Source organism: Pseudomonas sp. Tav-5-1A, assembly GCF_055755055.1.
The window spans coordinates 714,865-728,322 of sequence record NZ_CM146901.1 but is presented as its reverse complement, the minus strand read 5'-3'; the positions used below and the strand labels follow the sequence as shown (position 1 = coordinate 728,322).

At 64.7% G+C, this 13,458-nt stretch carries 14 protein-coding genes; 4 read left to right on the top strand and 10 right to left on the bottom strand.

Annotated features, from left to right (window positions below; all coding sequences use genetic code 11):
* Positions 1 to 11: 11 nt before the first annotated feature.
* The 7 genes from AC0J42_RS03375 to cpaB are packed head-to-tail and all read right to left on the bottom strand — an operon-like array spanning position 12 to position 7,162.
* The gene (locus AC0J42_RS03375; RefSeq protein ID WP_473005245.1) at positions 12 to 713 is read right to left on the bottom strand and encodes a hypothetical protein; all 702 of its coding nucleotides are present in this window, start codon (positions 711 to 713) and stop codon (positions 12 to 14) included.
* A gap of 22 nt (positions 714 to 735) precedes the next feature.
* On the bottom strand, positions 736 to 1,620 hold the full coding sequence (locus AC0J42_RS03370) for a type II secretion system F family protein (RefSeq protein ID WP_473005244.1): 885 nt from the start codon (positions 1,618 to 1,620) through the stop codon (positions 736 to 738).
* Between the two features lies 1 nt (position 1,621).
* Positions 1,622 to 2,506: a type II secretion system F family protein gene (locus tag AC0J42_RS03365; protein ID WP_473005243.1), complete on the bottom strand. Its 885-nt coding sequence runs from the start codon at positions 2,504 to 2,506 to the stop codon at positions 1,622 to 1,624.
* A gap of 14 nt (positions 2,507 to 2,520) precedes the next feature.
* On the bottom strand, positions 2,521 to 3,789 hold the full coding sequence (locus AC0J42_RS03360; RefSeq protein WP_473005242.1) for a CpaF family protein: 1,269 nt from the start codon (positions 3,787 to 3,789) through the stop codon (positions 2,521 to 2,523).
* On the bottom strand, positions 3,786 to 4,982 hold the full coding sequence (locus tag AC0J42_RS03355) for a CpaE/TadZ family protein (RefSeq protein WP_473005241.1): 1,197 nt from the start codon (positions 4,980 to 4,982) through the stop codon (positions 3,786 to 3,788). Before AC0J42_RS03355 ends, AC0J42_RS03360 begins: the two co-directional genes overlap by 4 nt.
* Complete coding sequence (locus tag AC0J42_RS03350; RefSeq protein ID WP_473005240.1) at positions 4,979 to 6,217, bottom strand: type II and III secretion system protein family protein; 1,239 nt, start codon at positions 6,215 to 6,217, stop codon at positions 4,979 to 4,981. The genes AC0J42_RS03355 and AC0J42_RS03350 overlap by 4 nt, the downstream gene beginning before the upstream one ends.
* A gap of 21 nt (positions 6,218 to 6,238) precedes the next feature.
* Entirely contained in the window at positions 6,239 to 7,162 is a 924-nt protein-coding gene (gene cpaB / locus AC0J42_RS03345) for a Flp pilus assembly protein CpaB (protein WP_473005239.1), read from the bottom strand.
* Positions 7,163 to 7,486: 324 nt separating this feature from the next.
* Between cpaB and AC0J42_RS03340 the strand changes: the two genes are divergently transcribed.
* The 4 genes from AC0J42_RS03340 to AC0J42_RS03325 all read left to right on the top strand — a co-directional run bounded on the left by AC0J42_RS03340 (position 7,487) and on the right by AC0J42_RS03325 (position 10,023).
* Positions 7,487 to 7,666: a Flp family type IVb pilin gene (locus AC0J42_RS03340; protein WP_473005238.1), complete on the top strand. Its 180-nt coding sequence runs from the start codon at positions 7,487 to 7,489 to the stop codon at positions 7,664 to 7,666.
* A gap of 78 nt (positions 7,667 to 7,744) precedes the next feature.
* On the top strand, positions 7,745 to 8,158 hold the full coding sequence (locus AC0J42_RS03335) for a response regulator (protein WP_416422240.1): 414 nt from the start codon (positions 7,745 to 7,747) through the stop codon (positions 8,156 to 8,158).
* A gap of 194 nt (positions 8,159 to 8,352) precedes the next feature.
* Positions 8,353 to 8,646 carry a hypothetical protein gene (locus AC0J42_RS03330; RefSeq protein WP_416422238.1) on the top strand — a complete coding sequence of 98 codons (294 nt, stop codon included), beginning with the start codon at positions 8,353 to 8,355 and terminating at the stop codon, positions 8,644 to 8,646.
* A gap of 39 nt (positions 8,647 to 8,685) precedes the next feature.
* Positions 8,686 to 10,023 (top strand): MATE family efflux transporter, encoded by a 1,338-nt coding sequence (locus tag AC0J42_RS03325; protein WP_473005237.1) that lies wholly within the window; start codon positions 8,686 to 8,688, stop codon positions 10,021 to 10,023.
* A gap of 33 nt (positions 10,024 to 10,056) precedes the next feature.
* Here AC0J42_RS03325 and AC0J42_RS03320 read toward each other — a convergent pair whose 3' ends face one another.
* The 3 genes from AC0J42_RS03320 to AC0J42_RS03310 form a co-directional block, all read right to left on the bottom strand.
* Complete coding sequence (locus AC0J42_RS03320) at positions 10,057 to 10,899, bottom strand: alpha/beta hydrolase (RefSeq protein ID WP_473005236.1); 843 nt, start codon at positions 10,897 to 10,899, stop codon at positions 10,057 to 10,059.
* Between the two features lie 36 nt (positions 10,900 to 10,935).
* Positions 10,936 to 12,849: an arginine decarboxylase gene (speA, locus tag AC0J42_RS03315; protein ID WP_416422235.1), complete on the bottom strand. Its 1,914-nt coding sequence runs from the start codon at positions 12,847 to 12,849 to the stop codon at positions 10,936 to 10,938.
* Positions 12,850 to 12,988: 139 nt separating this feature from the next.
* A complete protein-coding gene (locus AC0J42_RS03310; RefSeq protein WP_473005235.1) occupies positions 12,989 to 13,360 on the bottom strand; it encodes a translation initiation factor Sui1 in 372 nt (123 codons plus the stop codon).
* Positions 13,361 to 13,458 lie beyond the last annotated feature (98 nt).

The following is a 13,458-nucleotide window of genomic DNA, read 5'->3' as shown; positions in this document are numbered from 1 at the left end:
CTGCCTCCTGACTATTTGACCGGTGAAACCGGTGCCTCGATGGTCGCCACCACCTTGCCGCCTGTCTTGAGTTTATCGGCGCGCGCCTGGGCCTCGCCGACCTGCTCGGGCGTGAGGTTGGCACGCGTCGTCAGTTCGGCGGCCTGCTGCCATTTGTCCTGGTAGATCAGCAAGGTCACCATATTCACTGCCGCCAGGCTGTCCCCCTGCTTGAGCTCCATGGCGGTGAGGAACTCGAAGCGCGCATCCTCCAGGCGTAGCTGGTTGAGGTAGACCACGCCCAGGTCATTGCGAATTTTCTCGTCGGTGGGCGACAACCGTGCCGCGCGCAGCAAATGGCTCATGGCCAGGCCATTGTCGCCCTTGGCGGCCGCCAGCTGGCCAAGGCCGTGCTCACCCTCGGCTGCCATGCACGTACCCAGCAGGCCGCGGTACAGCGGTTCGGCCTCGCCGCGCCCCAACAACCGCATCACCCGCGCCTTGCGCACGCGCACTTGCACCAGGTTGTCGGGCAGCCCTTCGAGGTTGGCCAGGCTGGCGTGCAAGCGGCCTTCGTTGGCCATGTCGTCGGCCAGGTTCAGCGACAGGTCCTGCTCGGGCGTAGGCTTGGGGCATTGCCCAGGCTTGCCGTTGAGGGCCTGCAGGTCAAAACGGCCGTCGGCGGCACAGCCGGTCAGCGCCAGCAGCAGGGTGGCCATCAGCAATGCTTTCATCAGTACGTGTCCGTTGCAGGGTTCAATGGGTAAAGGCTCTGGAAATGGCGACCATTCCCGGACCCGCCAACACAATCAGCAACGCTGGAAACAGGAACACCATCATGACCACCGACATCTTCCCCGACAGCTTCGAGATGTATTCCTGCTGGGTGGTGAGGCGCCGGTCATCGAGCAACTGCTTCAAGGCGAGCAGAGACTTCATTGCCCCGCCCCCCTGGTTGATCAACTGCCGCAGGATGACGCAGGTGTCGGTGAACTCATCCACCGCCAGCAGCCGCGCTATCCCGTCCAGCTGCTCGCCCAGCTCCAGGCCAGAATCCACGCGGGTCAGCGCAAGGCGCAGCTCGCTGCTGAGCACCGGTAGCAAGCCCTGGGACTCATGGGTAAGGATGCGCAGTGCCTGTTCAACGGCTAGGCCGGACTCAAACAGGATGCGCAGCAGCGGAATCAGCGTGGAAACCTCACGGGCAACTTGTTGCTTGCGTCGGTTCGCCACCCACGCCAGCACCCGTTTAGGCAAGATATAGCCAATGCCCAGGGCGAAGAATGGCGCGAGCATCTCATGCTCCACCGGCAGGAAGAACAAGGTCTGCACCGTCCACACCAGGCCCAGCGCCAGCAATGGCGAGCTCACCTGCCAGGCGGCGAAACGTGCGCGCTGGCTGGCCCGGCGCCAGCCGATGCGGTCGAGCAGCACCTGAGTCTCGCTGTCCATGCGGATCGCCCGCTGGCCCAGGCCGCTTTCGCCCAACAGTTGCAACCAGCTGCCCACACGGTTGTCCCGGTCCCGCTGGCCGCGCAGGCGGCGCGCCACCAGGCGCTGGCGCTGGATCTGCTGCCGGTAGTAAAGGACGAAGACACCACTGCCCAGCAGCAGCAAAAGCGCACTCAAGAGCAAAGGCATATCAGATACTCCTCAGCATGCGCCACAGCGCCACGCAGCCACCGACCTGCAACAGCAACGCGGTCAACAGCAGGTGCTGGCCCGTCGGCTGGTGCCACATGCCTATCAGGTACCCAGGATTGGTGAGCAGGAAGTAGCCCACCAGCAACACCGGCAGCGCAGCCAGCACTGCCGCCGTCATGCGCGTTTCACCGGTCATCGCCGACAATTGCCGCGCGCCCTGCTCGCGTTCGCGGATAAACTTGATGAGGTTCTCCAGCAACTCGCTGGCATTGCCGCCAAAGCGCTGGTTGATCCGCAGCCCAAGGGCGAACAGACGGAATTCATCGCGATCGAACAGCTCGGCGAAGTCATCCACCGCCTCGTCGAGGCTGACGCCCAGGCGAACGTTGCGGTCCACCCGCATCATCGCCTCGCGCAACGGGTCGGTGCTGGCGTCCATGGCCCCCAGCACGGCGTCGGCCAGGGTGCGCCCGGACTTGAGGCTGCGCACCGTATAGTCGAGCAGCGAAGGCAACTGCTGGATCATGCGTTGCACGCGACGCTCATAGCGCCAGCTGACATAGGCGCGCAGCACGAACGGTGGCGCCAGCAACATGGCCGCCAAGCCGAACCAGCCGCCCAGCAAGCCACCCAGCAAGGCCAGCCCGGCCCATATCGCCAAAAACAGGCCCACGCGCTCACTGGCGCGCCCCAGCCCTGCGCGCAGGAAACGCCGCTCCATCCATTGCATCAACGGCTGGGTGCTGGCCGGCTCGGCCTGACCTTGCCCCAGGCGCGCCAGCACCAGCTTGTCGCCCTTGTGCCGCAGCCCCAGCAGGAAAAACCGTGCCGCCAGCGTCAGCAGGCCCAGGCTCAGCAGGTACATCGCGATCGCCAACAGCATGCGCGCCCCCCGGCCTAGTGCACGTGGGTGAAAGAGTCCCGGCGCAGCTTGTCGCCAGCCGGGTTGATCGCTTCGCGCACAAAGCCGTAGCCGGTCTGGCGGTCGAGGCGGAACAGGGTGTTGGTGACGTAGACGTCGTCACGCACGGCCACTACTTCCACGACCTCGCTCACGCAGCGGCGGCCATCGGGGCGGCGGGTGAGCTGGATCACCACGTCCAGGGCGGCAACAATCATCTGCCGCAGGGTTTTCTCGGCCACGGTACGCCCGGTCAGGCCCACCAGGGTTTCCAGGCGCAACAAGGCATCCTGGGCGTTGTTGGCGTGCACGGTGCTCATGGAACCATCGTGGCCAGTGTTCATGGCGGTGAGCACGTCCACCACCTCTACCCCGCGGATCTCGCCAAGGATGATGCGGTCGGGGCGCATCCGCAGGGCGTTGCGAATCAGGTCGGCGGACTTTACCTCGCCGTGCCCCTCGGCGTTGGGCGGGCGCGTTTCCAGGCGCACCACGTGGGGGTGGTCCAGCTGCAGCTCGGCCACGTCCTCGATGGTGACCAGCCGTTCGTGCGGGCTGATCAGTTGGCTGAGGATATTGAGCATGGTGGTCTTGCCGGTGCCGGTGCCGCCGCTGACCAGGATATTGCAGCGCTTGCCCACGGCTTCCTGAATGAAGTCGTAGATGGCCTGGTCGATGGTCTGGGTGGCCATCAGGTCGGTGCTCTTGAGCATGTCCTTGCGAAATTTACGAATCGACAGGCACGGGCCATCCAGGGCGATGGGGGGGATGATGGCATTGACCCGGCTGCCGTCGGGCAGCCGCGCGTCGACCATGGGCGAGGACTCGTCCAGGCGCCTGCCCAGCGGTGCAAGAATACGCTGCATCACCCGCTCCACATGGTGGGCGTCGATAAAGCGCAGGTCCGTGTGGTGCAGCACCCCCTGACGTTCGACAAACACTCGATGGGGGCCGTTGACCAGGATCTCGGTCACGCTGGCATCGCGCAACAGCACCTCCAACGGGCCGTAGCCGGTCAGCTCATCCACCAGCTCCTCGGCCAGGCGTTCCATTTCATAGCGCGACACGGCCAGGTGGCGGCGGGCGATGTAGTCGCCCACCCGGTCCATGACGAACTGGGCCAGGACCGGGCGGGAGCCTTCCAGCAGGTTTTTGCCCGACTCTTCGATGGCATCGATGATAAAGCGGTGCAGCACCAGCTTCAGGCCCTGGGGGTCGCCGCTTGTGCCCTGGCCACGTGGGCCGCCGAACAGTTTTTCGCTCATTCCTTACCCCCCCCCCACAGACGGTTGAACCAGCCCGCCCCTTGCGGTTTCACCGCCTCGGAGCGTTTGGCCAGGCGTTCCCCCAGGGCCTTGAGGCCGTTGGTCAGGGTTTCCCGCGGGGCCAATTCGAACAGGCTGGTACCCTGGTTCTTGGCGTTCATGCGCACCTCCGGGCTGAACGGCAGCACCGACAGCACTGGCAACCCGTAGCTTTTACCCAGGGCGTCGGAATCCGGCGCCACGGCCCGCAGGTAGCGGTCCACCAGCAGACGTGCGTGCTGCAATTTCATGCCCTTCTCCCGCCACAGGTTGAGCACCGCCAGGTTGCGCCGGCACTCCACCACGTTCTGGTCGGTGTACCAGAGCAATTTGTCGCAGTGGCTGACGAAGGTGCGCAAGGCTTCACTGTCGGGCTGGCCCATGAGGTTTACCACGATGTGCTGGAAATGCTGGCGCAAGGCGCTGAGCAACATGTACAACTCGGCGGCACTGGTCTCTTCCAGCGGTTCATCCTTTTCGCCATAGGCCAGGATGCTCATGCCCGAGGGGGCCCGCGGGAACGCACTATCGATCATGGTGCCGTCCAGGCGCCGCAAGTTGCGCAAGGCGTCGCCGAAATGGAAGGTGGTCTCCAGGTTGAGCATTGCCAGGCTGCTGCCACGCGGCAGCCCCAGGTCCAGCAGCAGCGTATGTTGTTTGCTGCGGTGCACCACCAGGCCCAGGTGCGCCGACAGCAGCGCACCATCGCCATCGGCCTGGGCGCCGTACAGCACGGTCAGGGCACCCAGGTTGGGGTTGGTGGCCACCGGCGGCAGGCGTTTGCTCAGGCGGCGCACCAACCCGGCCACTTCGCTTGAGCGCGACCCGTAGGCCACAAAGTCACGGGCGCCGGCACGCATGGCATTGAGCACCAGTTGGTTGTCCATGCCATCGCCCAGGGCCACGACCGCCAGCATCGGCTTCGCCTCCAGTGCGCCCTCGATGAGTGCGCACTGGTTGCCCACCTGATCGCGGTCCAGGCCAATGAACACCAGGCTGGCGAAGGTCACGTCCACCAGCGCCAGCAGTTCGTCGAGGCTGCCACTGGCGGCGCCCACCACCTGGCCCAGCGGCGCCAGGGCGCCCTGCAGCCACTCCAGGTCACCATCGTTGCGGGTGATGGCAAGAAACGTCTGACTCAGGCTCTGGCTCATTTGGACAGCCCACTCATTCGGTCGAAATCGCCACTTTCGAGGAAGTACATCCGGTACCAATTGGGGTCGTAGTTGTGCAGGTTCTCGCCGGGCATGTTTGGCAGCCGCGCATTGGCGGCCAGCGGCCTGACCAGGTGCGGGGTGACGACCATCAGCAATTCCTTTTCCTCACGGGTGATGTTGGAGGTGCGAAAGAACGCACCCAGCACCGGGATATCGCCCAGGCCGGGAAACTTGCTCACATCGGAGGTGGTCTTGTTGCTGATCAAGCCACTGATGACGAAGCTCTCGCCATCAGCCAGGGAAACGCTGGTGTCGGTGCGGCGCACGTTCAAGGCCGGCACCGTGGTACCGGCAATGGTAATGCCGGCGGTGTAGTCCAGTTCGCTGACCTCGGGCGCCACTTTCAGGGAGATGCGGTCGCCGTTGACCACCGTTGGCGTGAGCGTCAGGCGAATACCGAATTCCTTGTATTCGATGGAGATGTTGTTGCTGCCGCTGCTGGGCACCGGGATAGGCACCTCGCCACCGGCGAGGAAACTCGCGCTCTGGCCGCTCAGCGCCACCAGGCTGGGGCGTGCCAGGGTGTAGGCGAAGCCGCTGCTTTCCAGGGCGTTGATCAGGCCCAGCACCTTGCCACCACCGAAGGCGATGTTGAAGCTGCCGCTGGCCAGGGTAGCGGCGCCGGCCACGCTGCCGATGCCACCGGGGGCAACGGTGCCGCTGACGGTATTGGGTGAGCCAAACAGGAAGTTCGAGCCCTTGCCGAAAATCGACGTGCTGGCCTCCTTGAGCTTGGTGCGGCTGACTTCCACGAAACGAATGTCGGTCTGCACCTGGCTGGGCAAGTCGGGGTCGCTGACAGGTGGCCCGCTGAGTGGGTCGAGGCCGGCGGTGGCGGCACCACGGACAAACACCATGCTCTGCCGGGGTGCGCTGGAGCAGTCGGTCCATACCGTCAGGCTGGTAGTGCCCTGGGCCACGCCCGTTACCACGAAACCATTGGCCCCGGCAGCGCGAACATCAGCGATCTTCGGCTCGCCAATCGCCACGCGGGTGATTGCAACCGGAGTGTGCACCTCGTTCTGCAAGCCTTGGGTCACTTCCATCACGCCTGGCAGCGTAGGCAACTGCGCACAGCCAGCGCTAGCCGCCTGAACGGCCGGCACACAACTGCCCGCCAACAGCACGCTGCAGATCATTCGCTGGAAAAGCGGCACGGTACGACTGCTCATTCAAGGCATCCTTGCTGTCATTCAGGGCGTTTTATCGGGCTTCTCGTTTCCGCGAATCACTTCCATCTCGCGCCGCGCGGGGGCTTGGCCAGCACTGGGCGATGCCGCGCTGCTCATGGCCAACTGACTGAACTGCAGCAACTGGCGGTTGGTGGTTTCTACCGCCTGCGCACTGTCCTTTTCACCTGACCAGTAGCGCGCCAGGCGGTTTTCGTCGGCGCTGCGCACCGCCAGGCGCAAGGTCCCGGCCTGGGCCCCCAGCATCAGTCGGCTGGCCAGCGCCTGGGGCACGGCCAGCACCACGGTACGGGCGCCCTTGCGGTTCTTGTCATCGTTGCCGGCACCCGGCACGGCCGCATGGCCGTCGTTAGCCAGGCCCAGCTGTTCCCCTACGCTGAGCACCCGCACCGCAGGTATCACCACCTGGGCGGAGGCCAGCGGATTGCTCTGTTGCTGGGGCAAGTACAGCATCACATCGACATAATCGCCCGGCGCCACTTGACCAGCGGCGCCAATGACCTCATCGACGCCAACGGCCAGCGCCCGCTCATCGGCGCGAATCATGCGCGCCAATGGCCCGCCTGCGCTGAAGGCGTCGTCACTGAGCCAGGTTCCTGCCGCCAGGCTTCGCGAGGTGCTGCGCCCCAGGGCCTGGTCCACCGAGGCAAAGCTGCCTGGCGGAGCAATGTGCACTTTCTCGATGGCCAGGTCCGCGGCAGCCAGCGGGGTATTGGGGATGATGTCGCGGGCCAGGACCACCACAGATTGGGTCAACTCGCCTGGTGCGGCGGCCGACGCCACGGGTTCCGGGCACGAGAGGGCCGTGTTACTGGCAGGGGTCACAGGCGATACGGCAGGCTTGCTCAGCACGATGCCCCAGTAGGCCGCCACCAGTGCTCCCATCAGAAACAGGCCCGCCAGAATCATGGTCAATCGACTGCTCAACTGCGCGCCTCCTTATGCCTTGTAACCGTCAGCCTTCCCAAGCCTGGCTCACCGCGGGTGTTAAGTGCGTGAAACTATTTCGCTATTTCAAGGTAGTAGAGGTAGGACGAAACGCCATTACCGGGGTGAACAAAATCCACGCAAACGTTGGCGGTTTGAAAAAACAACAACTTGTTGACGCAGCAGCGCCGACTATCGCTTTAGTGATAATGCTTTCTTACAGTTGCTGGGCGTCATTATGTTGCCGATGCTGAAGACCAAGGGATCCACGTCACGTTCGGTATCCCTTGCCATCAGCGCCCGGGGCGCCAAGGAGATGTCTTCATGTCCCTCTTCAAGAAAACCAAGACTGAAATCGTGCAGTTCTGGCAAGACAAAGGCGGCGCGTCAGGTATCGAATACGCAATCGTCGCCGCCATGGTGGCGGTGGTCATCGTCGCGTTCATCAGCCCTATCTCAACCTTGGTCAAAGGGATTTTCACCACCATCCAAGCTTCCCTTTGATGACCTACACTGAGGTGAACCATTGTTGAGCTGCCACGGCAACAGTCTCATGTTCTCACCCGGCATCAGGTATTTTCTATGAGCCCCTCTCCACCCCCACGCCAACAACTGCTTCTGGTGGACGACGAAGAGGACGCACTGCTGGAGCTCGCCGAGCTACTGGAGGGCGAGGGCTTCTGCTGCTTCACGGCGACCTCGGTCAAGCTCGCCCTGCACCACCTCACCCGCAACCCCGACATCGCGCTGGTGATCACCGACCTGCGCATGCCGGAGGAAAGCGGCATGTCGCTGATCAAGCGCCTGCGCGAACACACCTCGCGCCAGCACTTGCCGGTGATCGTCACTTCGGGCCACGCCGACATGGAGGACGTCAGCGACATGCTGCGCCTGCAGGTGCTGGACCTGTTCCGCAAGCCCATCTACCACGTGCGCCTGCTGGAAACCCTGAACAACCTGTTCCCCGAGCCGAAAATCCACCTGGTCGGCCATTAGAGCTGTCACCGCAACCACTTCTTACCGCCTGTAGCAGCTGCCGAAGGCTGCGTCACGCCCTGACGCAGCCTTCGGCAGCTGCTACGGGTCGGCGCGTTGCGCATCATCCGGCTACGATGTAGTTGAACTTGGCGCCGTTGGTCGTGCCCAAGGCTCTGGCCGGCAGCACGCCGGTAATCGATCGGGAAACACACATGCACGCAGACGGTTTTTTCGAATGGCTGGGCCAGGCGCTGGGCGCCATCATTCGTTTCGTGGTCGACAGCCTGGGCTGGCTGTTCAACCTGCTGGCCCACGCCGGCGGCAATTTCGTCGACGGCCTGTCGCGCACCCTGGGCATGGACGCCTCGCTGATCAGCATCATCGCCCTGGTGATCGGCCTGATGTTCCTGTATTCGGCCTTGCGCGCGTTCATGCGTGCCTCGATCTTCCTCGGGGTGATCTGGTTGATCCTGGGCCTGTGGCTGCTGAGCTGGATCATTCACTGACGCCAATCAGGTAGGATGGCGGGCCCGCAAGGAGCCTGCATGAGCACACTGCTGAACGACTGGCGCGACCGCCCCACCCACCGCCGGGTGTGGGCCCTGGCCGCGCCGATGATCCTCTCCAATATTTCCGTGCCGCTGGTGGCGCTGGTCGATAGCACCGTCATCGGCCACCTGCCCCACGCCCATCAACTGGGCGCGGTGGCCGTGGGCGCCAGCCTGTACGGCTTCCTGGCCTGGGTGATGGGTTTCCTGCGCATGGGCGCCACCGGCTTCGCCGCCCAGGCCGCCGGGCGCAACGATGGCGCCGGGCTGCGCCAGGTGCTGGCTCAGGGCTTGATCCTGGCGCTACTGTTTGCGCTACTGCTGTGGCTGCTGGCCCTGCCCTTCAGCCACCTGGCCCTGAGCCTGATGCAACCCTCCGGGGCGCTGGCGCAAAGCACCCAGGCGTTCTTCCAGGTGCGCCTGCTGGGCCTGCCGGCGGCGCTGGCCAGCTACGCGCTGGTGGGCTGGTTCCTGGGCACCCAGAACGCCCGCGCGCCGCTGGCGATCCTGCTGGTGACCAACATCACCAACATCATCCTCAACCTGTGGTTCGTGCTGGGCCTGGGCTGGGGCGTGATCGGCTCGGCCTGGGCCTCGGTGCTGTCGGAATGGCTATCGGTGGCCATCGGCCTGGCGCTGACCCGGCCGGCCCTGCGGGCCTACCCCGGCCAGGTAGCGTGGGCGGCGCTGCGGCTGTGGCGGAACTGGCAGCCGATGCTGGTGGTGAACCGCGATATCTTCCTGCGCAGCCTGGCCCTGCAACTGGTGTTCTTCCTGATCACCGTGCAGGGCGCGCGCCTGGGCGACGCCACCGTGGCCGCCAATGCGCTGCTGCTCAATGGCTTGATGGTGACCGCCTACGCCCTGGACGGCCTGGCCCACGCGGTGGAAGCCCTGTGCGGCCACGCCATCGGCGCCGGCCAGCGCGACGAACTGCGCCGCTCGATGACCGTGGCCTGCGGCTGGTCGCTGCTGGCCAGCGTCGTCTTCGCGCTGGTGTTCCTGTTTGGCGGGCACCTGTTCATTGCCGCGCAGACCAACATCCCCAGCGTGCGCGCGACCGCTGACATCTACCTGCCCTACCTGGCGGTGCTGCCGTTGATTGCGGTGGGGAGTTATTTGCTGGACGGGCTGTTCATTGGCGCCACCCGCGCGCGGGAAATGCGCAACGCCATGCTGTTGAGCGTGGCGTTGATGCTGCCAGTGGGCGTGGTGACCATGGGGTTAGGCAACCATGGCTTGTGGTTGAGCTTCCTGTTGTTCATGGCGCTGCGCGCGCTGACCCTGGGCGTGGTCGGTTGGCGCCTGCACCAGCGCGACGGTTGGTTTAACTGACGGCCCGTGGGAGCTGGCTTGCCAGCGAGATTTTCAGGGTCTCGAAGAACTCGCTGGCAAGCCAGCTCCCACAAAGGCAACCACATCGGGTAGCACCGGGGCCAGCCAGCGCAGGGGCTTGGCCAGGCTGCCCACCAGGGTGACGTGGTTGATGCGGTCGTAGTAGAAGTCCTGCACCGGCACGCCCAGCGCGCGCAGGCGCCCGGCCAGTTGGTGGGTGTTGCGTTGCGGGTTCACCAGGCTGTCGCTGTTGGCGGCAATCAGCAGCGCCGGCGGCGCGCTGGCGCTCAGGTGGTTGATGGGCTGGGAATCGGGCGGCTCGTGCGGGGCGAAGAACACCGGCTTGGCCTCGGGGTTTTCGATGGGCAGGAAGTCATAGGGCCCGGCCAGGCCGATCCAGCCATGCAGGATAGCCGGAGTCAGGCCCTCGGCCGCCAGCCAGCGCGGGTCCAGCGCCAGCATCGCAGCGTTGTAGGCCCCCGAGCTGTGGCCCATCAGGAAAAAGCGCTGGGGGTTGCCGCCGTAGTCGCCGATGTGGCGGTAGGCCCAGGCCACTGCCGCGGCGTTATCCTCGAGAAACGCCGGATAGCGCACCTGTGGATACAGCCGGTAGTCGGCCACCACCGCGACGATGCCCTGGGACGCCAGCGCCTCGCCGACGAAGCGGTACTGCTGGCGCGAGCCGCTGTTCCAGGTGCCCCCATAGAAAAAAACCACCACCGGATGGTCCGGCAGTGGTTTCACGGGCTGGTAGATGTCGAGCATCTGCCTGGGGTCGGGGCCGTAGGCCACCCCTGCGGTCAGCCGGTAGCTGTCCGAGGGGGTGACGCGGTCCACCAGTTTCAGCGGCGAGCAGGCTGCCAGGGCAGCCAGCATCACGCCGCCCAGGACTGCCAGCAGCCCCTTCACCGGTTACGACGACAGGTACGAGGAACGGGTCAGGCCCAGGCGCAGCGCGTCCAGGTACTGGGTGCGTTCACGCGGGCTGATCTTGGCGCTGGCCACCTTGTCGCGGTAGTGGTTCATCAGCTCCTCGGGCGACAGGTGCACGTAGCGCAGCATGTCCTCGATGGTGTCGTGGGTCTCGATGCCGGCGCTGTAGGCGCTGCCGTCGGCGTTCTGGTAGATGTTCACCGAGTCGGTGTCACCGAACAGGTTGTGCATGTCGCCGAGGATTTCCTGGTAGGCGCCCACCAGGAAGATGCCCAGCAGGTAGTCCTCGCCTTCGTTGACCGCGTGCACCGGCAGGCTGGTCTCGATGCTTTGCTCGTCGACGTACTGCTTGATCTTGCCGTCGCTGTCGCAGGTCAGGTCCTGCAGCACCGCGCGGCGCAGGGGCTCTTCGTCCAGGCGGTGCAGCGGCAGGATCGGCAGTACCTGGCCGATGGCCCAGGTGTCGGGCAGGCTCTGGAACACCGAGAAGTTGCAGATGTACTTGTCGGCCAGCTTGTCGTTGAGCTCGTCCAGCACCATGCGGTGCGAGCGCTGGCGGGCTTTCAACGAGTTGTGCAGGCGGCGGCACACGGCGAAGTAGCACTGTTCGGCCAGAGCCTTCTGCGCCAGGGTGATCTTGCCGTCGGCGTACTGGGTGGCCACGTCGCTCATGTAGTGCGTGGCGCGCCAGTAGGTCTCGGTGACCATCTCGATGTCGGTCGGGCCCAGCAGGTCCACCAGCCACTGCACGGTCTCGGGCAGGCTTTCCTTGTCGAGGATTTCCGGCACTTCGTCGTTGTGCTTCTCGACGTCAGTCACCTGCACCACCAGCATGGCGTGGTGCGCGGTCAGCGAGCGGCCGCTCTCGGAGAAAATGTGCGGGTGCGGCAGGCCCTGGGCGTCGCAGAACTCCTTGAGCATGCCCACGACCACGCCGGCGTAGTCGTCCATGTCGTAGTTGATGGAGCTGGCGTTACGCGAGTGGGTGCCGTCGTAGTCCACGCCCAAACCGCCGCCCACGTCGATGTGGTCAACCGGCAGGCCCAGGGCGCGCAGTTCGCCGTAGTAGCGAATGGCTTCCTTGAAACCGTGCTGGTAGTCGGCCAGGTTGGCGATCTGCGAGCCCATGTGGAAGTGCAGCAGGCGGATGCCGTCGTCCAGGCCGGCGGCGCGGAAGCGCTCCACCACCGAGATCAGCTGGGCAGCCGAGAGGCCGAACTTGGACTTCTCGCCACCGGTGTCGGCCCACTTGCTGGAGGCCAGGGACGACAGGCGCACGCGCAGGCCCACCTGCGGCTTGACCTTGAGCTCGGCGGCCTCTTCGATCACCAGGCCCACTTCCGATTCTTTCTCGATGACGATGAAGACGTTATGGCCCAGTTTCTGGCCCATCAGCGCCAGGCGAATGAATTCGCGGTCCTTGTAGCCGTTGCAGACGATGGTGCCGCCCTTCGGCGCCAGGGCCAGCACGGCCAGCAGCTCGGGCTTGGAGCCGGCTTCAAGGCCGATGGACACGTCCTGGGTGGCGATGATGTTTTCCACCACCGCTTCCTGCTGGTTCACCTTGATGGGGTACAGCGCGGTGTACTTGCTCTGGTATTCCAGGCGCTCGATGTTGGCATCGAAGGCGCCGGTCAGTTGGCGCACGCGGTCCTGCAGAATGTCCGGGAAGCGCACCAGCAAGGGCAGCGACAAGCCGCTCTTGCGCAGTTCGTCTACCTGTTCGAACAGGTCGATGGGCGCGCTTTTCGGCCCATTGGGACGCACTTCCACGCGCCCGGCCTCGTTGATCGCGAAGTAACCGGCCCCCCAATGGCGTATCCCATAAACGCTGCGGCTGTCCGCAACTGTCCATTGGCTGCCATCGTCTTTGCGTGTGCGTCGTACGGACATCGAAGTCCCCTATAGAAAGTCAGAAACCACCGGTGATTCGGCCGGTGCAGTGTAATAAGCGAAGATGACGATTACCTGCCAGTGCAGGGTAGACCCTGCTGGCCGCGTCAAGTTTAGAAATGGCAATGCGTGGGGCTGGTCAGCCGCCAGACTTTTTGGCCTTGAAACCCTGCTTGACCAGCTCGGCGAGCAGCAGCTCGACGTGGTCGCCCTGGATTTCAATCACGCCATCCTTCAGCGCGCCGCCGGTACCGCAGCGGCGCTTGAGGGTGGTGGCCAGTTCCTTGAGGTCGTCGGGCGCCAGCGGGACGCCGGTGATGGTGGTCACCGTCTTGCCGCCCCGGCCCTTGCTTTCACGACGCACACGGGCAATCCCGTCACCTTCGGGGATGACGGTCTGCTTGCAGATGCAGGCATCTATGGGTTGACGACAGTCCGGGCAATGCCGGCCAGCATCGGTGGAGAACACCAGGCCGCCGAGAGCGGCGAAGGATGTGGTTTTCTTGGCCACTGGCAATCCTCAGTTGAGGACGAAAAAACTGGCCGGCGCACAGGGCGGGTTCCGACCGCGAAGCCCCACTCAGGCAGGGGCAGCGCTACTGCGCCATG